General features: G+C 67.1%; 27 protein-coding genes. 16 read left to right on the forward strand and 11 right to left on the reverse strand.

The window, feature by feature from the left end; translation table 11 throughout:
* Window positions 1–141 precede the first annotated feature (141 nt).
* Both NMI01S_RS29950 and NMI01S_RS29955 read right to left on the reverse strand, forming a co-directional pair.
* Window positions 142–1,263 carry a CaiB/BaiF CoA transferase family protein gene (locus NMI01S_RS29950; RefSeq protein WP_084513382.1) on the reverse strand — a complete coding sequence of 374 codons (1,122 nt, stop codon included), beginning with the start codon at window positions 1,261–1,263 and terminating at the stop codon, window positions 142–144.
* A complete protein-coding gene (locus NMI01S_RS29955; RefSeq protein ID WP_063002135.1) occupies window positions 1,260–2,216 on the reverse strand; it encodes a TIGR03564 family F420-dependent LLM class oxidoreductase in 957 nt (318 codons plus the stop codon). The genes NMI01S_RS29950 and NMI01S_RS29955 overlap by 4 nt, the downstream gene beginning before the upstream one ends.
* Before the next feature lie 729 nt (window positions 2,217–2,945).
* Between NMI01S_RS29955 and NMI01S_RS29965 the strand changes: the two genes are divergently transcribed.
* From NMI01S_RS29965 to NMI01S_RS36110, 3 genes are all read left to right on the forward strand, one after another.
* A complete protein-coding gene (locus NMI01S_RS29965; protein WP_245717085.1) occupies window positions 2,946–6,218 on the forward strand; it encodes an arabinosyltransferase domain-containing protein in 3,273 nt (1,090 codons plus the stop codon).
* Between the two features lie 113 nt (window positions 6,219–6,331).
* On the forward strand, window positions 6,332–7,084 hold the full coding sequence (locus tag NMI01S_RS29970; RefSeq protein WP_063002139.1) for a Mut7-C RNAse domain-containing protein: 753 nt from the start codon (window positions 6,332–6,334) through the stop codon (window positions 7,082–7,084).
* A gap of 422 nt (window positions 7,085–7,506) precedes the next feature.
* A complete protein-coding gene (locus tag NMI01S_RS36110) occupies window positions 7,507–7,938 on the forward strand; it encodes a hypothetical protein (protein WP_063920906.1) in 432 nt (143 codons plus the stop codon).
* A gap of 38 nt (window positions 7,939–7,976) precedes the next feature.
* Here NMI01S_RS36110 and NMI01S_RS29980 read toward each other — a convergent pair whose 3' ends face one another.
* A complete protein-coding gene (locus NMI01S_RS29980) occupies window positions 7,977–8,114 on the reverse strand; it encodes an Rv1535 domain-containing protein (RefSeq protein ID WP_157126436.1) in 138 nt (45 codons plus the stop codon).
* Window positions 8,115–8,177: 63 nt separating this feature from the next.
* Between NMI01S_RS29980 and NMI01S_RS29985 the strand changes: the two genes are divergently transcribed.
* Window positions 8,178–8,444: a hypothetical protein gene (locus NMI01S_RS29985; RefSeq protein ID WP_039782478.1), complete on the forward strand. Its 267-nt coding sequence runs from the start codon at window positions 8,178–8,180 to the stop codon at window positions 8,442–8,444.
* Between the two features lie 43 nt (window positions 8,445–8,487).
* Here NMI01S_RS29985 and NMI01S_RS29990 read toward each other — a convergent pair whose 3' ends face one another.
* From NMI01S_RS29990 to NMI01S_RS30000, 3 genes are read right to left on the reverse strand one after another with little or no spacing between them, the layout of a single operon-like run.
* Window positions 8,488–9,234 (reverse strand): GNAT family N-acetyltransferase, encoded by a 747-nt coding sequence (locus NMI01S_RS29990; RefSeq protein ID WP_167669961.1) that lies wholly within the window; start codon window positions 9,232–9,234, stop codon window positions 8,488–8,490.
* 40 nt (window positions 9,235–9,274) lie between these two features.
* Window positions 9,275–9,811, reverse strand: coding sequence for an SRPBCC family protein (locus tag NMI01S_RS29995; protein WP_063002059.1), 537 nt, complete (start codon window positions 9,809–9,811; stop codon window positions 9,275–9,277).
* Window positions 9,804–10,145 carry an ArsR/SmtB family transcription factor gene (locus tag NMI01S_RS30000; RefSeq protein WP_063002062.1) on the reverse strand — a complete coding sequence of 114 codons (342 nt, stop codon included), beginning with the start codon at window positions 10,143–10,145 and terminating at the stop codon, window positions 9,804–9,806. Before NMI01S_RS30000 ends, NMI01S_RS29995 begins: the two co-directional genes overlap by 8 nt.
* Before the next feature lie 87 nt (window positions 10,146–10,232).
* Here NMI01S_RS30000 and NMI01S_RS30005 point away from each other — a divergent pair, with 87 nt between their 5' ends.
* On the forward strand, window positions 10,233–10,712 hold the full coding sequence (locus tag NMI01S_RS30005) for an SRPBCC family protein (protein ID WP_063002063.1): 480 nt from the start codon (window positions 10,233–10,235) through the stop codon (window positions 10,710–10,712).
* 42 nt (window positions 10,713–10,754) lie between these two features.
* Here the strand turns inward: NMI01S_RS30005 and NMI01S_RS30010 are convergent, their stop codons facing one another.
* Complete coding sequence (locus NMI01S_RS30010; protein ID WP_063002065.1) at window positions 10,755–11,138, reverse strand: Rv0313 family protein; 384 nt, start codon at window positions 11,136–11,138, stop codon at window positions 10,755–10,757.
* A 227-nt stretch (window positions 11,139–11,365) separates the two neighbouring features.
* On the opposite strand from NMI01S_RS30010, the gene NMI01S_RS30015 reads away from it, so the two are divergent.
* The 4 genes from NMI01S_RS30015 (at window position 11,366) to NMI01S_RS30030 (ending at window position 14,751) form a co-directional block, all read left to right on the forward strand.
* The gene (locus NMI01S_RS30015; RefSeq protein WP_063002067.1) at window positions 11,366–12,688 is read left to right on the forward strand and encodes an ABC transporter substrate-binding protein; all 1,323 of its coding nucleotides are present in this window, start codon (window positions 11,366–11,368) and stop codon (window positions 12,686–12,688) included.
* Window positions 12,689–12,731: 43 nt separating this feature from the next.
* Window positions 12,732–13,649 carry a carbohydrate ABC transporter permease gene (locus NMI01S_RS30020; RefSeq protein WP_218021154.1) on the forward strand — a complete coding sequence of 306 codons (918 nt, stop codon included), beginning with the start codon at window positions 12,732–12,734 and terminating at the stop codon, window positions 13,647–13,649.
* Window positions 13,650–13,699: 50 nt separating this feature from the next.
* Window positions 13,700–14,500 carry a carbohydrate ABC transporter permease gene (locus NMI01S_RS30025; protein ID WP_063002140.1) on the forward strand — a complete coding sequence of 267 codons (801 nt, stop codon included), beginning with the start codon at window positions 13,700–13,702 and terminating at the stop codon, window positions 14,498–14,500.
* Window positions 14,501–14,571: 71 nt separating this feature from the next.
* On the forward strand, window positions 14,572–14,751 hold the full coding sequence (locus tag NMI01S_RS30030; protein ID WP_063002072.1) for a hypothetical protein: 180 nt from the start codon (window positions 14,572–14,574) through the stop codon (window positions 14,749–14,751).
* Window positions 14,752–14,820: 69 nt separating this feature from the next.
* Here NMI01S_RS30030 and NMI01S_RS35455 read toward each other — a convergent pair whose 3' ends face one another.
* Entirely contained in the window at window positions 14,821–14,994 is a 174-nt protein-coding gene (locus NMI01S_RS35455; RefSeq protein ID WP_167669962.1) for a hypothetical protein, read from the reverse strand.
* A 19-nt stretch (window positions 14,995–15,013) separates the two neighbouring features.
* On the opposite strand from NMI01S_RS35455, the gene NMI01S_RS30035 reads away from it, so the two are divergent.
* Complete coding sequence (locus tag NMI01S_RS30035) at window positions 15,014–15,667, forward strand: hypothetical protein (protein WP_174554583.1); 654 nt, start codon at window positions 15,014–15,016, stop codon at window positions 15,665–15,667.
* 16 nt (window positions 15,668–15,683) lie between these two features.
* Here the strand turns inward: NMI01S_RS30035 and NMI01S_RS30040 are convergent, their stop codons facing one another.
* A complete protein-coding gene (locus NMI01S_RS30040) occupies window positions 15,684–15,941 on the reverse strand; it encodes a DUF4242 domain-containing protein (protein ID WP_218021155.1) in 258 nt (85 codons plus the stop codon).
* A gap of 369 nt (window positions 15,942–16,310) precedes the next feature.
* On the opposite strand from NMI01S_RS30040, the gene NMI01S_RS35575 reads away from it, so the two are divergent.
* Window positions 16,311–16,610, forward strand: a complete 300-nt coding sequence (locus NMI01S_RS35575) for a hypothetical protein (protein ID WP_174554584.1) — start codon at window positions 16,311–16,313, stop codon at window positions 16,608–16,610.
* A gap of 302 nt (window positions 16,611–16,912) precedes the next feature.
* Here the strand turns inward: NMI01S_RS35575 and NMI01S_RS30050 are convergent, their stop codons facing one another.
* The gene (locus NMI01S_RS30050) at window positions 16,913–17,677 is read right to left on the reverse strand and encodes a group II truncated hemoglobin (protein ID WP_063002076.1); all 765 of its coding nucleotides are present in this window, start codon (window positions 17,675–17,677) and stop codon (window positions 16,913–16,915) included.
* A 186-nt stretch (window positions 17,678–17,863) separates the two neighbouring features.
* On the opposite strand from NMI01S_RS30050, the gene NMI01S_RS30055 reads away from it, so the two are divergent.
* Both NMI01S_RS30055 and dhaL read left to right on the forward strand, forming a co-directional pair.
* Window positions 17,864–18,868 carry a dihydroxyacetone kinase subunit DhaK gene (locus NMI01S_RS30055; RefSeq protein WP_063002144.1) on the forward strand — a complete coding sequence of 335 codons (1,005 nt, stop codon included), beginning with the start codon at window positions 17,864–17,866 and terminating at the stop codon, window positions 18,866–18,868.
* Window positions 18,865–19,530 carry a dihydroxyacetone kinase subunit DhaL gene (dhaL, locus tag NMI01S_RS30060; protein ID WP_157126440.1) on the forward strand — a complete coding sequence of 222 codons (666 nt, stop codon included), beginning with the start codon at window positions 18,865–18,867 and terminating at the stop codon, window positions 19,528–19,530. Before NMI01S_RS30055 ends, dhaL begins: the two co-directional genes overlap by 4 nt.
* 161 nt (window positions 19,531–19,691) lie before the next feature.
* Here dhaL and NMI01S_RS30065 read toward each other — a convergent pair whose 3' ends face one another.
* Complete coding sequence (locus NMI01S_RS30065; RefSeq protein WP_063002078.1) at window positions 19,692–20,672, reverse strand: zinc-dependent alcohol dehydrogenase family protein; 981 nt, start codon at window positions 20,670–20,672, stop codon at window positions 19,692–19,694.
* 87 nt (window positions 20,673–20,759) lie between these two features.
* Between NMI01S_RS30065 and NMI01S_RS30070 the strand changes: the two genes are divergently transcribed.
* The 3 genes from NMI01S_RS30070 to NMI01S_RS30080 all read left to right on the forward strand — a co-directional run bounded on the left by NMI01S_RS30070 (window position 20,760) and on the right by NMI01S_RS30080 (window position 24,055).
* Window positions 20,760–21,146 carry a winged helix-turn-helix transcriptional regulator gene (locus tag NMI01S_RS30070; protein WP_063002080.1) on the forward strand — a complete coding sequence of 129 codons (387 nt, stop codon included), beginning with the start codon at window positions 20,760–20,762 and terminating at the stop codon, window positions 21,144–21,146.
* 417 nt (window positions 21,147–21,563) lie between these two features.
* A complete protein-coding gene (locus tag NMI01S_RS30075) occupies window positions 21,564–22,424 on the forward strand; it encodes an alpha/beta fold hydrolase (RefSeq protein WP_063002082.1) in 861 nt (286 codons plus the stop codon).
* A gap of 113 nt (window positions 22,425–22,537) precedes the next feature.
* Window positions 22,538–24,055: a DHA2 family efflux MFS transporter permease subunit gene (locus tag NMI01S_RS30080; RefSeq protein ID WP_063002084.1), complete on the forward strand. Its 1,518-nt coding sequence runs from the start codon at window positions 22,538–22,540 to the stop codon at window positions 24,053–24,055.
* Window positions 24,056–24,231: the final 176 nt, after the last annotated feature.

The following is a 24,231-nucleotide window of genomic DNA, read 5'->3' on the forward strand; positions in this document are numbered from 1 at the left end:
CCCCGCAGGGGACGTGGTCGTGTCAGTGTGTAGCGGTCGGCGCCGTCAGCCTGCTGCTCCGAACTGCGTGTCGCGACGATTTCCGTAGCCCCCAGCGCAGGCGAACAGTGCCGAGGCCGACGTCTGCCGGCGCCTGTCGACTCAACGCACCGACTCCTGGTTGTCGTGTTCCCCCAACCGGGGCGGTGGGCCGTATTCCGGTGTGTAGCCGTCGATTCGGATGGGCGATGCCACCAGACGGTACCTCCCCGCCGTGGCCACGACTTCCGCAGTGGCGTCGAGTGCTTCGGGCAAGGTGCGCACCGCCGCGGCGGGAATGCCCAGCGGCCGCAGTCGCGCCTCCCAGCCACGGGCGTCGTCGCGGGCCAGCGCGGCGGTCACCGCGGCGAGCACCTCGACTCGGCGGGACACGCGTTCGGCCATGGTGTCGAATCCCGTCACCCCGGCCTCGGCGGCGAAGGTCTTCCAGAAGCGATCGTGCGTGACGAACAACGCCAGGTAACCGGCGGCGGTCGGGAACAGTTGCGCGGGAACGTAGTACGAGTGCGCGCCGAACGGGCGCCGCTGCGGGTGTGTGCCCTCGTTGAGATATGCCGCCGCGTGATAGTTCAACTGCGACAACATCACATCGCGCAGGCAGACGTCCACCTGACCACCGCGTCCGGACACGATCTGCGCGAGCAGACCCAGCGCCGCGGTCAGGCCGGTGGAGTTGTCGGCGGAGGAATAGCCGGGCAGGGTCGGCGGTCCGGCCGGATCGCCGGTGAGCGCCGCGACCCCCGTGGCGGCCTGCACGATGTAGTCGAATGCCGGATCGTCGCCGCCGTAGAGACCGAATCCGGTGATCGCGACGCAGACGATCGCCGGGTTGAATTCTCGCAGCGACGCATACGTCAGACCGAGCCGGCGGATCGCGGACGGTTTCAAATTCACCAGTAGCGCATGCGAATTCGCGACCAGCTCACCCAGACGCGCCCGGCCGTCCACACTGCCGGGATCGAGCCGGATACTGCGTTTGCCGCGATTCAGGCTCGCGAAGTAGCTGTCGCCGACCTGCCGGGAGATGTCGCCGCCGGCCGGTTCCAGCTTGGTGACCTGAGCGCCCAGGTCGGCGAGCATCATCGTCGCGTACGGACCGGCGAGCATGGTGCCGACCTCGAGAATGCGAATCCCCGCCAGCGGGCCGGCGCAGCTGTGCTCCGCCGAGGCTCCGGTCCGCGGGTCCCGGTCCGCGTCCGGATCCGGAGAAGCGTTGGTGCTCATCGTAATTCCCGGGCCAGCTCCGCGATCATGTCCCGCGTACGGCGCTTCGATGCGATCAGTTCGTCGCGGCTGTCACCGATCGGCAGCAGCCGGATCGAGACATCGGTGGCGCCCGCCTCCGCGAAACGGCGCAATCCGGCGGCGATGGCGGCCTCGTCACCGGCGACGCAGATGTCGCCGACGTCGCGGGCGTCCCCCTGTTCGAGCAGGCGCTGATAGTTGGGCGAGATCTCCGCCTCGCCGAGTATGCGATTGGCCCGCGCCTTCGCCTCGTCGACCTCTCCTGCCCGGCACAGGCAGACCGGCAACCCCGCCACGATGCGCGGCGGCACCCGGCCCGCGTCGGCCGCGGCCTTGGTGATCTTGGGCGTCACATGGTCGGCGATCGCGCGCTCGTCGGCCATCCACAGGATGGTCCCGTCGGCTCGCTCCCCCGCGATGCGCAACATCACCGGCCCGAGCGCGGCCACCAGCACCGGCACCGGGGCGACCGGGCCCAGATCGAGCGGATTGCGCACGGTGAACGTGTCGTTCTCGACGTCGACGGCGCCCGGGCCGGTCAGTCCCGCCGCCAGTACGTCCAGATAGTCCCGCGTGTAGGCCGCCGGGCGTTCGTACGGCAAGCCGAGCATGTCACGCACGATCCAGTGATGGGAGGGGCCGACTCCCAGTGCCAGCCGCCCACCCGCGGCGGCCTGCGCCGACAACGCCTGGCGGGCCAGCGCGATCGGATGTTGCGCCTGCAGCGGCACCACGGCGGTCCCCAATTCGATGCGGCGAGTGCGCAATCCCATCGCCGCGACCGTGATCAGCGCGTCGAAATCGCTGGGAATCTGCGGAATCCACGCGGTGTCGAGCCCGGCGTCCTCGGCCCAGGCGATGTCGTCGAGCATCCGGCTCAGCTTGCGCGCGGAATCCCCCTTCTCCGGTCCGATCATCACTCCGACACGCACGAAGACCTCCAACCCGCCGCTACGCCGGGCGACCGCGTCACCCACAGATGAATACGGTACTTGCGAAAAAAGAGAATGCCAATACCGTCAACGGGCCTGCGCGTTCACGAGCGACTCCCGACCGCCCCGTCGCCCAGGGAACGGCAGCTGCGGACCCGTGCGACAGATCCGCCCGCGACAGCGGTTCGCGCGGGGACCGAAAGGCGTCCCCGCGCCGCCGCCCGGCGCCCGAGAACCGCCCGTCCCGAACGACGCGTCGCGTCCAGAGTTCCGTGCGCCGTCAACACCGCGGTGGCGACCGTGGCCACCAGAACAAGCATCAGATACAGCACCATGGCGTCCTCCCGTCCGAGAGCATGAATCCGCCCCACGGATATCGCGCGGACCGTCGACAGCTCTGGATCCGCAATACCCGATTCATCGACGCTCATCGCCATACGGTTACGCGATCAACCCGCGATTCATGGTGGATCACTCGGCATTTGCCGCGTCGACCATTCGACAGCTTTCCCCGCGGCGATGTTCTCGATCCGCTCGGCGAGCACGCGCCGCCCCGTCCGCACCGCCGTACGGGCCGGCCTGTGCGATGTACAGGAAGCGCTCGCGCTTCGACGACTCCGCCGTCGCCCGCAGACAGCAGCCGGTTGTTCTGCCGCCGATCCTGAGTGCAGACTGAGAACAGCAGACGAAATACCGGATAACAGAAGCGTCACGCTAGCATCGGCGACCGTGGTCGACACGATGGTGAGGGCGGACGGTGCGCCTACTGCAGGCGCGACACCCAGGACCTCGGGTAGACAGCGCGGCGACTGGGCCAAACCGATAGCTTTCCTCGCCGGGCTGCTGGGCGCGTTGTGCGCCGTCGCGGTGCCGCTGCTGCCGGTGAAGGTGGACCACACCACGCTGTCGTGGCCGCAGGCGGATTCGGCCCGCAGTATCGACGCACCGCTGGTCACGTATGCCCCGGTGACCTTCGATGCCACCATTCCCGGCCGGTCGATGGCGCAACTGAGCGCACACGGCGGAGTGCTGGCGTCGACGCTGCCCGCCGGTGCGCCGCAACTGGAGAAATACGGATTCGTCGCGCGTGTGCGACCCGTACAGGACGGTAAGCCCGCGCGACTCGAGGTCGTGTTGCGCAATCAATCGCTGCTGAACGTGCCGATCGACGCGGTCGCCGACGGTACCTTGACCGTGCACGCCGACATGTCCTCGACCAAGGTCGGGCTCATCGGAACGGATATCGAAGGCGCCACCTTGCCGCCCGGTGACTGGCGGCCACAGGTGGTCGGCATCTTCAGCGATCTCCCCAAGCCGGACGGCGCCAAGGTCGTCGCGCAGGTCGACAGCCGGTTCTCGGTGACGCCGACGGTCCTCAAACGCGCGGCCGAAGTCCTGGCGGTCGTGTTCACGCTGGTCGCGCTGCTGGCGCTGTATCGGCTCGACCGCACCGACGGCCGGCGGTTCCGGCGGCTGCTCCCGCAGCGGTGGCGCACGTTCACCGGCGTCGACCTCGTCGTCTTCGCCACACTGCTGCTGTGGCATTTCATCGGGGCCACCACCTCCGACGACGGCTACCAGTTCGGGATGGCACGGACCTCGCTGGTGTCCGGATATATGGCCAACTACTTCCGGTTCTTCGGCGTCCCGGAGAACCCGGTCGGCACGCCGCCGTACGACATCATCGCGCACATGTCGGAGATCAGCGTCGCGAGCCCGTGGATGCGGCTGCCGACGCTGCTGGCGGCCGTGGTCACCTGGCTGGCGCTGAGCCGGGAGGTGATCCCGCGACTCGGCGTGGCCGTGCGCCACGACAAGGTGGCGGTGTGGACGGGCGCGCTGGCGTTCCTGGCCGTGTGGCTTCCCTACAACAACGGGCTGCGGCCCGAGCCGGTGGTCGCCGTCTGTGTGCTACTCACCTGGTGCCTCGTCGAGCACGCCATCGCGAGGCACCGACTGCTGCCGTATGCCCTCGCGATCCTGATCGCGGCGTTCAGTTTCACCGCCGCGCCCTCGGGCATCATCTGCCTGGCGCCGCTGCTGGCGGGACTGCGTTCGGCCGTCGGATTCGGTGTCCCGCGAGCGCGCGAACTCGCCGGTGCCGGGCAGGGAAACCCGGTGCCGGCCGGCGCCTGGATCCGGGCGTACGGGGCGCTGCTGGCACCACTGGCCGCCGCCGGAATGCTCGTGCTGGCCTTCGCTTTCGCCGTCGAACCGCTCTCGGCGATGTTCGAGATGCAGCGCGTGCACAACATCGTCGGCCCCTCGGACCCCTGGTACAACGACTATCTGAACTACCAGTGGCTGTTCATGCCGTCGGCCGACGGTTCCATCGCCCGCCGCTTCGGCATGGTCGCGATGTGGCTGAGCCTGCTGGTCTGCGTGTTCGTTTTGCTGCGCAAGGGCGGCCGTATTCCGTTCACCGCGCCCGGGCCGGCGCGGCGGCTGCTCGGTGTGACCTTCGGGGCCATGGTGCTGATGGCGACCTGTCCGACGAAATTCACCCATCACAACGGCGTGTACGCCGGGCTGGCCGGATCGGTGGCGGTCCTCACCGCGGTCGCGGTCGGGCCCCGGGTGATGCGCTCGCCACGCAACCGCGCCCTGTTCGCGGCGGTGGTGGCGCTGGCGATGGCGCAGATCTTCACCAGTGTCAACCAGTGGTGGTGGGTATCGAGTTTCGGCGTCCCGTGGTGGAACGAGCCACCGTCGGTGCTCGGCGTCGGGTTCAGCAAGATCTTCCTCATCATCGCCGCGCTGTGCCTGCTGCTCGCGATCTGGTGGCATGTGCGGGCGCCGAAACCCGGTACCCCGCATCGGGTTTCCCCGCGCGCCTGGCGCCTGGCGAAGTTCCCGCCGCTGATGGCGGCCGCCGCGATCCTGGTGGTGTTCGAGGTGTTCTCGTTCACCGCGGGCGCGGTCGCGCAATACCCGGGATTCTCGCTGGCATCTTCGAATATCCATGCGGTAGTGGGCAATCCGTGCGGTCTGGCAAACAAGGTCGTCGTCGAAACCGATCCCAACGCCTCGATGATGCAGCCGCTGGTCGGCGATCAGTTCTCCACTTTCACCAACGGTGCGCGTGGATTCGTGCCGAACGGCGTCGGCGACGTGATGTCTCCCGACGAGAAGGAGGAGACCAGCAGCATCGCCAAATCCTTCGGCGACAAACCCGGCACCGGCGAGTCGGCCACCCAAACCGGCGGCGCCCCACTGCCTTACGGCCTGGACGCGGCGACCACACCGGAACTCGGCACCTACGGCGAGGAGCAGCCCGCCGATCTCGTCACCGGCTGGTATCGCCTGCCCGCCCAGCACGACCGCAGCGATATCGTCTCGATCGCCGCGGCCGGGCGCATCCAGGCGGTGGGTCCGAACAACGGATATGTCGGCGGCGAACCGGTGGAGGTCGAATACGGCAGCACCGACTCCGCGACGAGCGCACACGCGCTCGGACGGGTGACCCCGATCGACATCGGCCCGGCGCCGTCGTGGCGGAACCTGCGAGTCCCCCTGGACCGAATTCCCGCCACCGCCAACGTGATCCGCATCGTGGCCAAGGACCACAACCTCGATCCGCAGCGCTGGGTGGCGCTGACTCCCCCGCGCATACCGAAGACGCACACGCTGAACGACCTGGTCGGCTCGAAACAGCCGGTACTCCTGGACTGGGCCGTGGGCCTGCAATTCCCGTGCCAGCGCCCCTTCGACCACAAGGACGGCATCGCCCAGGTACCGGGCTGGCGCATCCTGCCCAACCGTCTGGGCGCGGCCGACACCACGATGTGGGAAAGCCACGCGGGCGGCGGTCCGCTGGGCTGGAGTCAGCAATTGCTGCGCTCGCAGACCCTGGCCACCTACCTCGCCTACGACTGGGACCAGGATTGGGGCGAACTGCAGCGTCTCAACCCGATCGACCCCTCGGCGGTGCCCGCCGCCCCGGCGGTCACCCAGCAGACCCACAGCGGTATGTGGTCACCCGGGCATATCTACACCTGGTAGCCGCTGCGGCGCAGCCCGGCCGGGATCGGACCTCGCGCCTCTCGCAACGCTGCCGCACATCGTCTCGCGCGCCGGAGCGAGACGACGACAGCGAGACGACGACAATGGTCTCCATGACCGCAAGTGTCGAACTGCGGGTGTACGCCGAGCTGAACGACTTCCTGGCCCCGGGCGCGCGATACGTCGCGCAGCGGCGGCCGATCCGTCCGCATCAGACCGTGAAAGACATCGTCGAGGCTGCGGGCATCCCGCATACCGAGATCGACCTCATGCTGGTCGACGGTGAATCCGTCGACTTCGGTCACCACCCGCGGCCGGGCGATCGGCTCGCCGCCTACCCGGTATTCGAGACCCTCGACATCGGACCGTCGACGCGGGTTCGTCCCCGCCCGCTGCGCGATCCGCGTTTCCTCGTGGACGTCAATCTCGGCGGGCTCGCCCGGCTCATGCGGTTGATGGGCCTCGACGCTCGAATCCCGTGGGACACCGACGATGCCGCGGTGGCGACGTCCGCCGCGGAACAACACCGGATCATCCTCACCCGCGACCGCGGACTCCTGAAGCGTCGCAACGTGACCCACGGAGTCTTCGTGCGCGCGAACCGGCCCTTCGATCAGCTCGTCGAGGTGATCCACCGGCTCGATCTGGCCGATCGGCTGAGGCCGTTCAGCCGCTGCCTGCCCTGTGGCGGCCTCCTGACCGACGTGGCCGAAGAGGACATCATCGACAGGCTGGAACCGCTCACCCGCAAGTACTACGACACCTTCAGAGAATGCCGCGATTGCCGGCGGATCTACTGGGAGGGCTCGCACCAGCGGCGACTCGATGACCTCGTCACCAGAATCCGAGCAGCGGTCGCGCGCTAGACGCAGAAGCTGACGCTTGCCGATCCGACCGGAAGGTTGAGGCATACGGAAAGCCACTGAATCTGCGTCGCCCGGGCGGCCGTGTCACTGGTCGCGGGCGGGCCGGCCGCAGGCGCTGCGGCGGAGGCGATCGCGGGGGCGGCGGCTCCCAAGGTCAACGTAGTGACAGCCGTCGCGACGGCAAGACCAATTCTTCGAGACATCGCAATTCTCTCCCGAGAGTCCGGACTACACGCACCAATTCTCCGCCCGACGCCCCCTCGATCACAAGGGACCGTCGGCCTCGACCGGTTGAGCGCGCCATCGCGATGGGTGCCGTGTCCATGTTTCATCTCGGTCGCCGCCCCCGGCGCGACCCCGCGTCACGAGTAGACTCCAGCTTGCTCGCAGATGTCCACAAGGTGAACTCAAAGGGAGTGACAATGGACCTTCTCGAGGGTGGGGTAAAAGCAATTTCGTGGACGGCCGATGCGACCACATCCGCGGCCGGGGCGGTGGGCGGCGCTGCGGTGAACGGCGTACTCGGGGGTATGCAGGGCGTCGTGTCGGGGGTGCGCAGCGGACTGAGCAGCGGTAGTCATTCGACGCCGGCGGCCGCACTCACCCTGGCCGCGATCGGAGCCACGGGAGTCGTGGACTGGCCCGTGCTGTTGGGCGTGGGCGGCACCGCGCTCGTCATACGGAAGCTCATCGCGCACCCGGACCGGCAACCGGAATCCACTACCGATGTTCGTGCGGCCGGTGACGAGCAGCAGACACCCGGTGAGCGTCCGGCCCTCCCCAGCGACGACGAGGGGAAGGCGACCGCGGGCAAGACCGCGACCGGATCGCGGCACGCACCGAGCAAGGCTTAGCCCGCAGCGCTCTCGCCTCACGGCGTAGCGTGGGGCGATCAGCGTGATGATTCGCCGACGACGTCGAGGACTCCCAGGCGCCACAACACCGCGTACAACTCACGCAGCGGAACGGTCAGCACCTGCGTCAACGCGCCCGTCAACGGATCCCGGCCGCCTACATCGGATGTCCTCACGACGGACACTGTGGCGAACCCAGGCGTCGAGAGCCCGAATATCACATGACCGGGAGGCAACATATGGCCGACGAATCACATATCAGCCACCGGAACGCGGTCGACAAGGTCATGGCCGCGCACAGTTTCGCGGTGGAACTTCCCCTGCTCGGCCGAGTCCCGGTCCCCCGCCCCGAACAGCTGGCCTACTACGGCGCACTCGGCGCCCTGGCCGCCGCGGAGATCATCGAATGGCCGGTCGCGCTGGTATTGGCCGGCGGCCATTGGCTCGCGGAGAACCAACACAACCGCGTGGCCCACGAGATCGGCGAGGCCCTCGAAGACGCTTGACGCCGCACCGCGAGCCACGCCCAGGTCCCGGCCGGATCGCCGATCACGCATAACGCTCGACATGTCCGACGGTGACGAAGCCGAGGCGTCGATAGATCCCTTCACCGTCCGGCGAGGCGGTGAGGACGACCCGGCGAGCACCGGATTCGAGCGCCAGGACCAGAGCGTGCCGCGTCAGCGCGCTTCCGATGCCCAGTCCGCGACGATCGGCTCGCGTCACGATGTGCTCGAGCGACGCGCCCGCGGCGCAGCTCACGACCGCGGCGCAGCCGAGCACCTCGCCGCCTTCACGCCAGAGCAGGTAGCGGGTGGAGCCGCAATCCATACCCTGGCGCAGGCCGGCCACGAGGGCCGCGGTGGCGGTCGCACCCGACCAGAGTCCCGCCCACTCGGCGAGGCCGGGGTCATCGGTCACGGCCTCGATCCGCACCGGCTCTTCGCGTTCCCCGTGTATGACTCGGCCCGGATCGGCGAGCATCATCAGCGGTTCGGTTTCGAACAGTTCCAGGCCCTTCCGCCGCAGAAGGTGCGGGATCTCCGGCGAATCGACGTCTCGCCAGACATGCCAGCTTGCGGGCACGCCGTCGACCAGCGTTCGCAACCGCTCGATCTCGTGCGGGCTCGCATCGCCCACCCGGAGCACGCCGTTCAGTTCCTCACTGGGCGCGCCGGTACGAAACCAGCTCGACGGTGCGCCACCGCTCGACCGGTTCGCTCGCACCACATGGGTTGCGACAAAGGTGGTTACGGCCTCGTGGCACAGCCGGGGGTGGCTCGTTCGTCGGGTCACGACCTCTTCCTCGCGCATGATGTCGGGCGGTCGGCGAGATTCAGCCACGGTCCGACGATTCCGGAGCAAACAGTGATTCGTATCCTGCGCGAAGGGAATTGAACTTCGGCCAGAACATATCGTGTGGAGATGTCGCGAGCCTGGCTCGCAGGATGTCCAGGTGGGTGTGCCAGCCCGCGGCGATATCGAGCATTTCGCCGCGAGTCGGGATCCGGCGGTGGGTGACGGTCAGCCGGACCTTGTCGGCGACCGGCTCGAGTGCGAAGGTCACGTCCGAGTCGGCGAGGCCGCCGCCGGTGCTCCAGGTGTGGCGCAGCCGATGCGGTGGGTCCCATTCGAGCACCTCACCGTGCCTGCGGTCGGCCACCTCGGCGGGATCGCCCTCGCCGGTGAGTTCGTGGATCCGGAAGATGTGTTCGACGCGGCCGCCGGTGACCTGTTCGAGCAGCCCGCCGGCCAGCCAGGTCGCGCGCTTGTCGACGTCGGTCAGGTAGGCCCAGACCCGTTCGATCGGTCCGGGCAGTAATCGTTCGATGCGAACCGTGCCCGGCGCGACGACCTTGCCGTACTCACTCATCCCGCGAATCCTCCTGTAGCAGTGCGGCTTCCAGGGCATCGAGACTCTCGCCCCAGAACCGCTCGTAGAAGTTCACCCATTCGGCGCACTCTCGCAGCGGGCGCGGATCGAGCCGGCACAGATGTGTGCGCCCGTGCACGCTGCGTCGCACCAGCCCGGCCCGCTCGAGCACCTTGATGTGCTTGGACGCGGCCGCGAGCGAGATGTCGAACGGAGCCGCGAGCTCACCCACGCTGCACTGGCGCCGCGCCAGGGTGCGCAGCATCGAGCGGCGCGTGGAGTCCGACAGCGCGTGGAACACCACGTCGAGCTGTTCCGAGGAATTCTCAACCACATGGTTGACTATTCCGTCTCCGCCTGCCTACTGTCAACCCATCGGTTGAATGTCGAGGCCGATCCACCCACCCTTCAGGGAGAACCCATGACCGAGCAGAATTTCTCGACGACCTTCGCCGTCGACCGGCCCCCCGAAACCGTACTCGACGGACGCGGCTGGTGGTCGACAACGCTCACGGGAGGCAGCGAAAAGCCCGGAGACGTCTTCACGTACGAGGTTCCGGGCGTACATCGCGCCACCATCGAGATCACCGAGGTCGTCCCCCACCACCGCGTCGTCTGGCGTGTCCTCGATGCCCGGCTCACCCTCGTCGACGACCAGACCGAATGGAACGGCACCGAAATCCGATTCGAGATCCCCCCCGGCGCCGGCACCACCGAACTCCGCTTCACCCACATCGGTCTCACCCCCGCGTTCGAATGCTTCGACGCCTGCCGCAAGGGCTGGTCGTTCTACATCGACAAAAGCCTGCGCGAGCTGATCACCACCGGCACCGGCCAACCTGACGAGGATCCCCAAGCCCTCGCCTTGGCGAACGAGAATGCGGCAGCGACGCCGCACTGAGGAAACGACGCCGACCTAGGGCGATGCCGCTCGGGTACGCCGTCAGGTCTGGTCGAGCACGCTCGTGGGGACGCCGTAGGGCAGGAATCGCACCTTACGGCGTTCGTCGGTGTTGTCGCGGTGCGCGCGCAGGGCCTCGAGTTCGGTCGGGAAAACCTGCTCGACTCGGGCCTCACCGCCGTCTTCGACGCTGTAGATGGCCCACACCCCGCTACCGGTCTCCCCGGTCGTCGCGTCGTCCGGTTCCGGCGATCGCGTGCGATCCGGCTGAACGAACTGACCGAACAGCGACGTCAGCGAATTCACGGTGGTGCGGTCGAGGTAGCCGGCGGCCTTTCCGAGCAGGTCGCGAACCTCGATTTCCGCCTCGCGCAGAGCGCGCTCGAATTCCTCCGGATCGATCCCGAAAGGCCCGTTGGTTGCCATCTCGATACTCCCGTAGTCGGGGCTGTGTCTCCAGTATGCCGCGCGCCGGCGTCGAGGGGTGGATCGGTTTCCGACCAGCGGGTCCCGTCTTCGCGGCCGGTCCGACTCGGTCACGAGGCAGAAATGCGTTCGATCGGTCTCTCGTGTGTTTTCCGGACGGAGAGGCCTCTGCGGTATTACGTTCGTCGGCAAAGAAATTCGCTTGCTGTAACCGAACGGGGGCGTGGGTGGCATCGTCTCGGAGGTTCGACCGGCGCACACTCCTGCGCGGTGCCGCGGCGGCCGGAACGGCAGCGGCGACGTCCTCGATGATCGGCTGCGGTGACCACGACGACGATGCGCTCACCTTCTTCTTCCAGGCCAAACCCGATGAGGCGAAGGTCCGGCTGACGATCATCGACGAGTTCCGCAAGCTGCATCCGGACATCAAGATCCGGACCCAGATGTCCGGTCCGGATCCGCAGACCCAGATCCTCACCTACTGCGCGGGCGGTAAGTGCCCGGACGTGCTGATGTCGTGGGACCTCTCCTATTCCTTCCTCGCCGAACGCGGCATCTTCGAAAACCTCGACACGATCCTCGACAAGGATCCGGCGTACGCGGCCGAGCTGAAGAACGACAGCTCATCGGCCCTGTACAACACATTCCGCTACAAGAACGCTCAGCACGCACTACCCGAGCAGTGGGCCGGAATCTTTCTGTACTACAACAAGAAACTGTTCGCCGACGCCAAGCTCCCACCGCCGCCCGCACGCTGGGAGGACGCCTGGAGTTTCGACGAATTCCTCGACGCCGCACAGGCGCTGACCAAACGCGACAGCTCCGGCGACGTCACCCAATGGGGATTCGTGGATCCCTGGACCGTCTACTACTCCGCCAGTTGCTTCGGCATGAACAACGGCGTGGAGTGGTTCACTCCGTCCATCGACCCGACCCGCACCAATATCGACAACGACGCCTTCATCGAGGGCGTGCAGTTCTACACCGAGCTGTCGACCCGGCACGAGGTGATGCCGAAAATCGAATTCCAGCAATCGCTCTCGTCGTCGGATATGTTCGCCCAGGGCAAGGCCGCGATGGCATTGTCCGGGCACTGGATGTACAGCGCCTACACCGGTCAGCAAGACCTCGACTTCGACGTCACGGTGCTGCCGGTCGGCCCGCACGGTACCGCCGCGCGCTCCGATATCGGCACCACCGGCCTGTCCATCGCGGCCGACAGCCCGCGCAAGGAACAGGCCTGGGAATTCGTCAAATTCGCCACCGGTCCCGTCGGTCAGGCGGTCATCGCGAAGTCGGGGCTGTTCGTACCCGCACTGAAATCGGCGCTCACCTCCGACGGATTCGCGCAGGCTCATACGAGGGTGCACAACCTCGAGGTGTTCCACGGCGGCGAGCACGCCAACAACCTGCCGGTCACGCCCGCGTGGCCCCGCGTCGACGCGGTCATCGAACAGGGATACGACCACGTGTTCCGCGGCGCCGCCTCCGCGGAATGGTTCAAGCAGGGCCTCGCCGGGCAGATCAACGATCTTTTGGAGGCACAGTGAGCGACCATCGCGCAGCGGCTTACCGCGCCGACCGGGTGCTGCTATGACGACACTCGGCAAACCACGGCGTTCCGCGCTGCGCCGGCACAGGGCTGCCGCCGGGCGAATGTTCATCGCGCCCAACCTCATCGCGGTGGCGGTGTTCATGGCATTCCCGTTGGTGTTCACGCTGTACCTGAGCCTGCACCGATGGGATCTGTTCAGTTCGCCGACATTCATCGGCTTCGGCAACTTCCGCCGGCTCTTCGCGCACGACCCGCTGTTCTGGGTGGCCCTGCGCAACACGGCGATCTTCACCGCCGGCACGCTGATTCCGACCATCGCCATCGGTCTCGTCGTCGCCGCGGCCCTCAATCGGAAACTCGCGGGCATCGGCATCTTCCGCAGCATCATGTTCATGCCGTTGGTCGCTTCCACGGTCGCGATGGCCGTGGTGTGGCGACTCACATTCAGCACCGACTACGGGGTGCTCAACACCGCCCTCGGCTGGATCGGCCTCGGTCCGGTCCCGTGGCTCACCGATCCCACGTGGTCGATGGTCTCGCTGTGCCTGGTCAGTGTGTGGAAGAGCGTGCCCTTCGCCACCATCGTCCTGCTCGCCGCCATGCAGGGCATACCGACCGACGTCTACGAGGCCGCCCGGATCGACGGTGCCGGAGCGGTGCGCCGGTTCCGCTCGATCACCGTGCCGCTGATCCGGCCCGCGCTGGTGTTCTCCTTCGTCATCACGTTCATCAACTCGATCCAGGTGTTCGATCAGGCGTACGTCCTCACCGGCGGCAAGGGCGGTCCCGAAACCGGCACCTACGTGCTCGGAATCATGCTGTACCAGAACGCTTTCTCCTTCGACGACATCGGCTACGCCTGCGCACTCGCCTGGGTGATCTTCGCGATCCTGCTGGCTTTGACACTGCTCCAACTGCGACTCACCCGCGGCGGCGCCTACGAAAGCGAGTCCTAGTGGCGACAGCGACCGCGAATCGTGCCGTTCTACGCCGCACCGGGCGCGGAATGCTGCTGTACCTGGCGCTCGTCGTGATGGCTTGGTGCGCACTGTTTCCGCTGCTGTGGGCGCTGTCGAGTTCGCTGAAGAAGCAGGGCAACATTTCCGACACCAGCATCGTCCCGGCGCGCCTGGCCTGGTCGAACTACCGCGACATCTTCGACCTGATGCCGTTCGGGCGCATCTTCTTCAACACCGTCCTCTACGCCGGCTGCGTCACCGCGGGCCAGGTGTTCTTCTGCTCGCTGGCCGGCTATGCCTTCGCCCGCTTGCCGTTCAAGGGCCGCGACATCCTGTTCGTCGCCTACCTCGCGACCCTGATGGTGCCGACGACCGTCACGGTCATCCCCCAGTTCATCCTCATGCGCACCTTCGGATGGGTGGACAGTCCCCTGGCCATGATCGTGCCGGGCTTGTTCGGCAGCGCGTTCGGCACCTATTTGATGCGCCAATTCTTCCTCACGCTGCCGGCCGAATTGGAGGAGGCGGCCATCCTCGACGGCTGCTCGATCTGGCAGACGTACTGGCGCGTCCTTCTCCCCCACGCCCGCCCGGCGGTGATGGTGCTCGCGGTACTCACCTGGGTGACGGTATGGAACGACTTCCTGTGGCCGCTGGTGATGATCCAGCGAGACGAGATCTCCACGCTGACACTGGGTTTGGTACGCCTGCAGGGCCAGTACGAAACCAACTGGCCGATCCTGATGGCAACGTCCATCCTCATGGTCGCGCCGATGCTGCTGATCTACGCGTTCGCGCAGAAATCGTTCGTGCGGGGTATCGCGATGTCGGGTATGGGCGGTCGGTGAAAGCCCTGGTAACCGGGTGATCGCTGTTTTAGCCTGGACGTATCCATCCACCCGGATGCGAAGGACACATCATGTTCACGAATATCATCGAGCCACTCCAGCAACTCGCGGAACAGAACCGCGACGTCATCGGATTTGTGGTCATCAATACGGGCAACGCGATACTCGGCGTCGTGCGGTGGGGGCTCGACGCCGCCACTCCGCTGCTACAGCAGTTCTTCTCCGAATACCCGCCCGGCGGAAACTACTGACGAACACAGAGATTCGGCTGTGCACCGACGGCGCCGAAGCTGTTGCGTGCAACCGCTTCACGTTGCGAGTCAGCGCTTGCCGTCGCCGAGGGACTCGGACTGCTCACCCAGGCGCGCATGTAGCCGGTCGCGAACCTGATCCGGGGTGTAGGCGCGGCGTTTGCGCTCGGACCGCACGATGACCGCTCCGGTCGCCGCGACACCGGCGGCCCCTGCCAAGCCGAGTACTTTCCACCACCGCATACGGCCTAGGCTAGTCGCTGTGCCACGCGAAGCGCCCTCGAGTATCGGTTTGGATGAAGCGGTGGAGCTCACGCGGACGGGCGATTTATGGCTGTTCCGTGGACATTCCGGCGCCGACCGCGCGATCCGGGGGCTGACCAACAGCCCGGTCAACCACGTCGGCATGGCGGTGGTCGTCGACGATCTACCGGCTCTGATCTGGCACGCCGAGCTCGGCCGGGCGCTACCGGATGTCTGGTCGGGCACCCACCATCGCGGCGCCCAGCTGCACGACCTACAGGCCGCGGTCCTGCGCTGGACCAAGGATTACGGCCAGCAAGCGTGGCTGCGCCAGCTGGATCGCCCCGTGACACACGAGATGGAGGACGCGGCGCTGCGGACGGTCGCACGGCTGGACGGCATGCCCTTCCCCTCGACGAGCGCTCTGGCGGGCCGATGGTTCCGGGGCCGTATCCCGCTGCCGAAGCGTTCGAAAACCCGTGAGGCCGAAGCAGGTCTGGAGAACGCGTATTGCGCGGAAATCGTTGCCATGACCTATCAGGCGATGGGTTTGCTGCCGGAGAAGCGCCCGAATTGGTATGACCCGGGCCGATTTTGGAGTGGCGACAACCTGCACCTGTCCGCCGGCTATCACCTCGGCGGGGAAATCGCGGTGAACGTTTTCGGGCGTTGACGCCCGGAAATGCGGATCAGGAGCCCTCGACCACCGGATAGATCCGGTCGGGGACGAGGCCGTGCGCCTCGCGGTGCACGGTGATGGCCGTGTCCGCGTCCGGCGCATCGACCAGGCAGAACGCGGTATGACTCGCTTCGTCGACCCAGTAGCGCTGATACGTCACGCCGTAATCTCCCTGGATCGTCAGGTCGGCGGCGTGGGCGGCGGCCACGTCCTGCACCGTCGTACCTTCGGGCAGATGTTCGTGCACGTCGATGAAAAGGGCCATCATGACTCCTTGTTCGAGTAGGCGACGTTCGAGTGGGCGATGTGAGCTGCGGCCGGTACCGCGAACACCTCTGCGCGATACCACGGCCGCCACGGGCATCTATCGCCGCACCTATGCGTAGATTACGCCGCACCAGACTCTCCCGCCCCACAATTCGCGCCGACGGCGAAAGTTCTGGACATTTGATCACTTCATCATTCGGGAGAATTGCAAGATCAAATTGTGCTACCTCGGCGAAATATATGGTTCGCCAGTTGTTAACCGTGACCATTCACACAGTAACGAAAGTGGATTTACACATTTCTCCTTCATATTCTTGGGTTGCGCGCCGTGATGGCGTCGTTATCCATCTGTGAAAGGAATCCCCCGCATATGATCTCTCGCAAGGTCTTCGCTGCCGCCACCCTCTCCGCCGGTGCCCTGTTCCTCGGACCGGTCGCCATGGCCTCCGCTGCCGCCCCCTCGGCAGACTCGGCCACTCCCGTCCCCTCGGCCCTGAGCTCGGGTTCGGCCGACAGTGGTTCCTCCTCCGGTTCCGCAGGCTCATCGTCGGGCTCGGCCATGCTCGACTCCGGCAGCTCGGCCCTCGACGGCGGCACCTCCACCATCGACAACATCATCACGGCGATCACCGGCATCAGGGACCTCTCCCAGCCCAAGGCGGCTTCCTGATCGCAGGTAGGTGGAAACCACCCGGTTGCCGATCCGTGGATCCATCGTCGTTCCGCGGCGGGCAGTCGATACCGAATGACGGTCCCCAGCCGTAAATTCGAGATATTCACGCAACCGACCGGGTGGCACAAATGCCGGTGGTTCGTCGGCCCTTCTTGATCAACATCAAGATATTCGGTGCGGCCATTACCATCAGGAAACAAATCACGTCCACGCCGTCCGGTGGGCGGGAAGAACCTGCCGAGTCGGCGTCGGGTGCGAGGCCGACCGTTCCCTGGCGCTGAGCGGGGCGCGGGTCTCGATCAGGCCGGGGTGTAAGGCGGGGCGACACCCCAGCCCCAGTGAGGCACCGGGAGATGCCGCGGCGGATCGGCGTCGGGCTGGGAGTTCCCCAGCGCGATGCGGGTGCCCCACTCGATATAGCCGACGAACGCGGCCCGGAACTCCGGGTCGCCGGGCAGGCCGACCTCGTCGGCGGCATCCAGCAGCAGCGACACCCAGCGCCGGCGCTGGGGCTCGGAGATGGCTTTGCCCAAATGGTGCGCCAGCATGTTGTCGTAACCACCGCGCTCGCCGGTGTAGCGGGCGGGACCACCGAACACTTCGGCAAGCCACATCGCCACATAGCGCGGATGACCCGGGTCCATCCCGGCGAACAACGGCCCGATCAGGTCGTCGACCAGCACATGGGTGTAGAAGACCTCCGTGAGCCGCTCCAGCGCCTCGGTGCCGCCGAGCCAGTCGTACATGCTCGGCACCGAAGATCCGGTACCTCGCACAGCGGTGCGTTCGTAATGGCGCATCTCCTCGATACGCTGCACATACGGTTCGATCTCGGCGAAGAATGCCGCGAAATTCTCACCGCCGCGGAAGCCCTTCATATGGTCCTCGGCGGAGGTCCAGCAAATGCGCAGGATGTAGCACTCGGGTTCGTCCACGCACCGTGACAACTCGTAGTCGACGCACTGCGGGGCCGCCGCCAGCGACCGTGCGGCACGCCCGTAGGCGGCCTCGAATTCGGCCGCGTCGTGCTCGGCGATGCGGTACCGGAGATATTCGATTGTCATGGGCAACACTGTAATCGGCGAGCATCGCCGCAGATTCCGCTCTCCGCGAAGCGGAACCACCGGCCCGTTCCGGCACGGCTTCCGTCGATTTCGCCCGCGGCCCAGGAAGATCACGAATCCGTGCCGGGCCGGCACCTCCGCTCCGTGATACTGGGCAGCACGCAGTCGATCGACGAGGAGGATTCTGTGCCCGCACTGTTCTTACTCGAATCAGGCGAGGGGCCCGAGGTGGCGCTGCGGGGTTTCGTGCGCCGAAACCCGTGGGTCCGGCTCAGTACCGACCCGCTGTTCGTGCACCACGATCGCGGTGCGGCGACACGGCGGGTCGCCCTCGTCTCCGGCGGCGGATCGGGCCACGAGCCGATGCATGTCGGATTCGTCGGCATGGGAATGCTCGACGCGGCCGTACCGGGCAAGATCTTCGCCTCGCCGCACAATCGCCAGGTCTACGAGGCGAGCAAGGCCGTCGCCCGGGACGGTGGGGTGCTGCACATCGTCAAGAACTACACCGGAGACAAGATCAATTTCGGCATCGCCGCGGAACGGCTCGCCGCCGATGGCATCGAGGTCGGCCGGGTACTCGTCGACGACGACGTCGCCACCGAATCCGACGAGACTGCCACGGGACGGCGCGGGACCGCCGCGACGATCGTCGTCGAGAAGATCCTCGGCGCCGCCGCGGACCGCGGAGACACCCTCACCGCGCTGACCGCACTCGGCCGCGAGGTCGTCGAGCACAGTCGCAGTATCGCGGTGGCCACCGAGGCGCTCACGTCACCGAACACCGGGGCGCGCGCCTTCGAACTCGAACCCGATCAGCTCGAATACGGCGTGGGAATTCACGGCGAACGCGCCTCGACCTCGATCATTAGGCCACCACTCGCGGACCTTGTCGACCGGATGCTCACCGATATCCTCACATCGCTGCCCGGAGACGATCGAAATCCGTTGTTGCTGTTGGTCAATGGGCTCGGCGCGACGACGGAACCGGAGCTCTGGACAGTACTCGAACTCGCGGCGCGCGAACTCACCTCCCGCGGCCGCGAAATCTCGGCGGTTCAGGTCGGCACATTCGTTGCGGCACTGGATATGAGCGGCTTTTCGATCACCCTCACCCAACTCGCCGACGGGTGGATCGATCTCTGGCATGCCCCGACCGGCGCACCCGCCTGGAAGGATGTCGCACGATGACCAGCGCGGCCATGACGACACTCGACAGCACCGTTGCTCGTCTGCGGGAAGTGTTCTTCGCCGCCGAGCCCGTACTGACAACGCTGGACGAGATCACCGGTGACGGAGATTTCGGCGTGAATCTACGCGAGGGGCTCTCCGAGGTCGCCGACCGCCTCGCCGCACCGGACTCCCCCGCACCGTGGGACACGTTGCGGGCGGTCTTCCTCGACGAGGTCGGAGGCACGAGCGGCCCGTTGTTCGGACTACTGTTCCAATCACTCGGAACCCGTGCGGCACAGTCGGATTCCTACATCGACGCCCTCGGGGCCGGTCTCAGCGATGGTCTCGCCGCCATCCAGCGCGTCGGCGAGGCCGACATCGGTGACCGCACCATGGTCGACGCGCTCGCTCCGGCAGTCGAGGCGCTGCGTGGTGATGGCGATATCGCCGCGATGGCGAGCGCCGCGGTGGACGGAGCACTGTCCACCGCGACCCTGCGGGCACGTCGCGGTCGCGCGAGTTACCTCGGCGAGCGCGCCGTCGGCCACCCCGACCCGGGGGCGGTAGGCGTGGCGCTGCTGCTGTGCGTACTCGCGGAGCCGGTATCCGGGACGGAGATATCGAGCAGGGAGCGTGCGCGTCTGCTCGATTCGGTATCCCCGGCACCTGGTACTGATTGAGGCGCAGGCGTTTCGATGGCCACCGCCGGAAAGCCCTCGCCGAGACTCCTCGCTGTTACCACACGATCACCGGCGGCTCGGCTTCCGCCGGACCACCCCGCCGGCTGAACCGACCGGCGCTCCGGTCCGTCTGCGCGCTCACCGCGGGCTCGGGACATGACCTACACCGTGACGACGATCTTCCCGGCGTGGACTCCTTTCTCGAAGTGTCGGTGTGCCTCGACCACATCGTCGAAGGCGAACACCTGATCGATGGCGGGCAGCACGGCGCCGAGGCGTACGCCGGCATTCAAGAATGCCGCCATGCGCTTGACCACCACGGCGTCGAGGGTGTGCTCGAAACTTTGGTAGGTGTGCAGAGTGAGCGGCACGCCTTCCGGGAATGGTGTCGGCCGCGGGTCCAGGAAGCCCGCCGCGACCAGCGTCGCACCGGGACGGACCGCCGCCAGAAGGTCGCGCTGCCCCGGTCCCCGGACGAGGTCGAGGACGATGTCGGCGCCGGACCCGCCGGTGTGGTGGCGGACTGCCTCGGCGATATCCACCTCGTCGGTGGCGAAGACCGAGGCAGCACCGGCGGCGATCAGCTCGTCCTTCTTCGCCGCGTGCCGGGTGACGGCGAGGGGCACGGCGCCGATCTGATTCGCGATCTGCATCGCCGCCCGGCCCACACCGCCGGACGCGGCGGTGACGAGCACATGGTCACCGGGACGCATCCCCGCCTTCTCGATGAGCGCCCCGTAGGCCGTCGAGTACGCGACCCAGAGCGCCGCCGCCTCGGCGACTGCGAGCCCGGCCGGCCGAGCGACGACCCGGCTCGCGGGGACCGTGGTGTATTCCGCGTAACTACCCCGGACGCTCGCGTCCGGAACGGCCGTGAGAACAACCGGATCGCCGACCTCCAGACCGGTGACCTCGGGACCCAACGCGTCGATGACGCCGGTTCCCTCGACACCGATGCGAGCGTGCGGCAGCGCGACGGGCGCGGGAGAGACACCGGACCGCATCATCCGGTCGAGCGGGTTGACGGCGAACGCTTCGATCCTGACTCGCACCTCGCCGGCCGCGGGCTCGACGACCGGCTCCTCGACGATACGCATGACATCCGGACCACCGAACTGGTCGAATACGACGACTCGTGACATGAGCGCTTACCTCTGCTTCCGGTTGAATTCGCTACTCCGCCAAAACGCTACGGACTCCTCGGTTACCTCCTGGTACCTTCGACTTTCATGCAGAACACCGCCGGACCGGCCTTCCTCGCCGACTGCCCCACCCGGCTGGCGGTCGAGATCATCTCCGACAAGTGGGCTGTGCTCGTACTTTTCGGGCTCAGCCGGGAGCCGCGCAGGCACGGTGAACTCATCGCCCTCATCGGTGGCGGTATCTCGCGCAAGGTCCTCACCCAGACGCTGCGCCGGCTCCAGCAGTACGGTCTGGTCGAACGCCGTCCCGAAGCGCCACGCCAGGTCTGGTACTGCCTCACCGAACTCGGCCGGACCCTCGTCGAGCCCATCGATGTGCTGACCAGCTGGGCGAGAGACCACGGCGGGGACATCGTCGAATTTCAGCAGGCGTCCGGCATCGACACCCCGGCCCAGGACCGCCCGGCAAGTTGATCCGGGCGATGGCCCGCCCGATCACCGCGGTAGCCGTTCGCCTTTCGAACAGGGATACAGCGACACACGTGTGTTGGTGCCGAACTTCTTCGCGGCGAAGCGGCGTTCCTTCGCTCCGCGCGATGGCTTGGTCGCGCGGCGAGCAGACTGCGGGCGGCACCGGTGTCACGCAGTAGCGATGACCTCGTGCGCAGACATTCGCAGAGCTACCCCGTCCCATCGGCAATCCGCCCGATGCGCGGCTCATATCCGAGGACACCCGTGCGCCGGATCGCCACCGGCTCGTGCCGCGTTCGGGGCTGCCGAGAGTGGTCACGATCTCGGCTGCCCGATGACTTTCCGGTGAATGCGTCGTCCATATCTCTGGGCAGAGCGACGGATGGGAGTTCAGGCATGACGAGGCGGTTTCGACTGGGCATGGGGTCGGCGCGAGCGAACGGTGTGGTTCTCGGCATCGACAGCTTCGGCCGGCCGGATGATCCGCTGATCCTGCTGGCCGGTGGCACCACGATGTTGTCCTGGCCGGACGCGCTGTGCGAGCGGCTCGCGTCGGGCGGACGGCACGTGGTCCGCTACGACCTGCGCGACTCCGGAGCGTCGACGACTCTCGACCCCGAGAATCCGGCCTACGACCTGCGGGATCTCGCCGCCGACGCGGCTGCCCTGGTCGAGGTGCTCGGAGCCGGCACCGCCCACCTCGGTGGAGTCGGTGTCGGTGGGATGGTCGCTCAGGTCGCCGCGCTGGACCACCCGGACAGGTTCTCCGCACTGACCCTCGTCGGCACCCGGCCCGTGGCACCGGGCCCGGTCGACGACGACCTGCCCGACCACGACTTCGCGATCCTGGGCCCGCTGTTCTCCCGCCCGCAGCCGGACTGGGCAGACCGGGACTCCGTCGCGACCTTCGCCGCCGCGGGGGCCGAGTCGATGGGCAACCATCGGGAGGAAGCACGGGAGACGGCAGCCCGGATCTGGGACCGCACGCCATCGAACGATCCCGCCGTGCACCAAGCCAATCAGCTCGGGATGGTGTTCTCACGGATCGATTGCGCGCCGCGCTGGCGGGACCGACTCGGTGACCTCGACATGCCGACGCTCGTCGTGCACGGCCGCGCCGACCCGTTCTTTCCGGTCGGCAACGGCGAGGCTCTCGCCGCCGAAATCCCCGGTGCACGACTGCTCGTCCTCGACGGCATGGGTACCGCTCTGCGTCGCGCTGCGGCCGCCCAGGTCGCTGCCGCCATGCTCGCCGGCGAAACGAGGCCTCGAGACAGGTGACGTGGCAGCGATTGGATGGTCGAGTGGTAGCACCGCGATGATCGGCCGCGCGACGGGTAGTCCCGAGATGGTGCCGCCCAGTCGAGTCCTGGCACCTTCACGAGGGAGCTGATATGGGAACCTCCACCGCGCAGCAGTCGGGCAAACTCGACCGCGACGTCATCGTCACCGGGCTCGTCATCGTGTCCGGCATGATCATGGTGGTTCTCGACACCACCATCGTGAACGTCGCCCTGGATTCGCTGAGCACCGAACTCGGCGCCACCCTGTCCACAACCCAGTGGGTGGTGACCGGTTATCTGCTGGCGGTCGCACTGGTCATCCCGGTGACCGGATGGGCGATGGACCGGTTCGGCCCCAAACCGGTCTGGCTGACCGCGGTGAGCCTGTTCGTGGCCGGCTCGGCTCTGTGCGCGGCCGCTTGGTCCATCGAAAGCCTCATCGCCTTCCGCGTCCTGCAGGGCCTCGGCGGCGGCATGCTGCTGCCCGCCGGACAGGCGATCATCACCCGAGCCGCGGGCCCCGAACGCCTCGGGCGGGCCATGGCCATTCTCGGTGTCCCCATGTTGCTGGGACCGGTGTTCGGTCCGGTGATCGGCGGCCTGCTGGTCCAGTACACGAGCTGGCACTGGATCTTCCTCGTCAACGTCCCCGTCGGCGCCCTCGCCCTCGCGCTCGCGGTCTGGAAGCTCCCGCACGGTGACACCCTGCCCGAGCACGGACGTCTCGACCTGCGCGGGCTGATCCTGCTCTCCGGCAGCCTCGTCTGCCTGCTCTACGGCCTTTCCGAGGCCAGCTCACACGGCGGATTCACCGAGTGGGGTGTGCTCGGCTGGCTCATCGGCGGCGTCGCGGGCCTGGCCCTCTACACCTGGCACAGCCTGCACAAGGGAGCCGACTCGATCGTCGACGTCCGCCTGCTCACCAACCGGCTCTTCGCCAGCGGAACCATCGCGGTCTTTCTCGTCGCCATCGGATTGTTCGGCGGCATGCTGCTGCTCCCGCTGTACTACCAGACCGTGCGCGGACAGGGCCCGCTCGGCGCCGGCCTCCTGCTCGCACCCCAGGGGTTGGGCGCGGTCGTGGCAATGGTGATCGGCGGCCGGCTCACCGACCGTATCGGCGCCGGCTATGTGGTTCCCGTCGGCGTCGCGCTCGCCTTGACCGGCACGCTCCCCTTCACACACGTGGGCACCGGCACCTCCTACGTCTGGCTCTGTACGGCCTTGTTCGTGCGCGGTATGGGCCTCGGTTCGGTGATGATGCCGACCATCTCGGCCGCCTACACGGGACTGGGCAGGGACGCCGTGACCCGCGCGGCGCCCACGCTCTCGGCCATTCAGCAGGTCGGTGCGTCGCTCGGCAGCGCCTTGCTGGTGACCGCGCTGACGCAACACCTCTCCGGACTGCTGACCGAGCGCGGATTGCCTTCCGGCGGTGGCGGTTCCGGCCAGATCACCTCCGTCCCGCCCCAACTGATGCCGGTGATCGGACCATTGCTCGCCGACTCCTTCGGCTTCGCGTTCTGGGTGGCGTTCGGGCTTACGGCGGTGATCATCGTGCCGGCCATGTTCCTGCCTCGTCATGCCGCGCGGGCGCGCGACGAGACACCGGTAGCACCGGGCATCTGACCGAATCAAATCGCGAATGTGGCGATGCCACAAGCCTTCCGGTCACTCAGACATTGAGCCGCGAAAACCCATGCAGCCGAATTGCGTATCTTGCTGCGCCTGCTCAGGATGCTGCCGGCGACGAGCGAATGGAGATGGGGTATTCGACAGCACGGCCGTTCGACGCGGCCATCCCC

It is taken from the genome of Nocardia mikamii NBRC 108933 (assembly GCF_001613505.1).
GTDB lineage: Bacteria > Actinomycetota > Actinomycetes > Mycobacteriales > Mycobacteriaceae > Nocardia > Nocardia mikamii.

Bases quoted from the DNA above. Each gene is read 5' to 3' on its own strand.
- NMI01S_RS29950 (WP_084513382.1), bottom strand. From the start codon at position 1,263: ATGAGCACCAACGCTTCTCCGGATCCGGACGCGGACCGGGACCCGCGG.
- NMI01S_RS29970 (WP_063002139.1), top strand. From the start codon at position 6,332: ATGACCGCAAGTGTCGAACTGCGGGTGTACGCCGAGCTGAACGACTTC.
- NMI01S_RS36110 (WP_063920906.1), top strand. From the start codon at position 7,507: ATGGACCTTCTCGAGGGTGGGGTAAAAGCAATTTCGTGGACGGCCGAT.
- NMI01S_RS29985 (WP_039782478.1), top strand. From the start codon at position 8,178: ATGGCCGACGAATCACATATCAGCCACCGGAACGCGGTCGACAAGGTC.
- NMI01S_RS29995 (WP_063002059.1), bottom strand. From the start codon at position 9,811: ATGAGTGAGTACGGCAAGGTCGTCGCGCCGGGCACGGTTCGCATCGAA.
- NMI01S_RS30005 (WP_063002063.1), top strand. From the start codon at position 10,233: ATGACCGAGCAGAATTTCTCGACGACCTTCGCCGTCGACCGGCCCCCC.
- NMI01S_RS30010 (WP_063002065.1), bottom strand. From the start codon at position 11,138: ATGGCAACCAACGGGCCTTTCGGGATCGATCCGGAGGAATTCGAGCGC.
- NMI01S_RS30020 (WP_218021154.1), top strand. From the start codon at position 12,732: ATGACGACACTCGGCAAACCACGGCGTTCCGCGCTGCGCCGGCACAGG.
- NMI01S_RS30025 (WP_063002140.1), top strand. From the start codon at position 13,700: ATGCTGCTGTACCTGGCGCTCGTCGTGATGGCTTGGTGCGCACTGTTT.
- NMI01S_RS30030 (WP_063002072.1), top strand. From the start codon at position 14,572: ATGTTCACGAATATCATCGAGCCACTCCAGCAACTCGCGGAACAGAAC.
- NMI01S_RS35455 (WP_167669962.1), bottom strand. From the start codon at position 14,994: ATGCGGTGGTGGAAAGTACTCGGCTTGGCAGGGGCCGCCGGTGTCGCG.
- NMI01S_RS30040 (WP_218021155.1), bottom strand. From the start codon at position 15,941: ATGATGGCCCTTTTCATCGACGTGCACGAACATCTGCCCGAAGGTACG.
- NMI01S_RS35575 (WP_174554584.1), top strand. From the start codon at position 16,311: ATGATCTCTCGCAAGGTCTTCGCTGCCGCCACCCTCTCCGCCGGTGCC.
- NMI01S_RS30050 (WP_063002076.1), bottom strand. From the start codon at position 17,677: ATGACAATCGAATATCTCCGGTACCGCATCGCCGAGCACGACGCGGCC.
- dhaL (WP_157126440.1), top strand. From the start codon at position 18,865: ATGACCAGCGCGGCCATGACGACACTCGACAGCACCGTTGCTCGTCTG.
- NMI01S_RS30065 (WP_063002078.1), bottom strand. From the start codon at position 20,672: ATGTCACGAGTCGTCGTATTCGACCAGTTCGGTGGTCCGGATGTCATG.
- NMI01S_RS30070 (WP_063002080.1), top strand. From the start codon at position 20,760: ATGCAGAACACCGCCGGACCGGCCTTCCTCGCCGACTGCCCCACCCGG.
- NMI01S_RS30075 (WP_063002082.1), top strand. From the start codon at position 21,564: ATGGGGTCGGCGCGAGCGAACGGTGTGGTTCTCGGCATCGACAGCTTC.
- NMI01S_RS30080 (WP_063002084.1), top strand. From the start codon at position 22,538: ATGGGAACCTCCACCGCGCAGCAGTCGGGCAAACTCGACCGCGACGTC.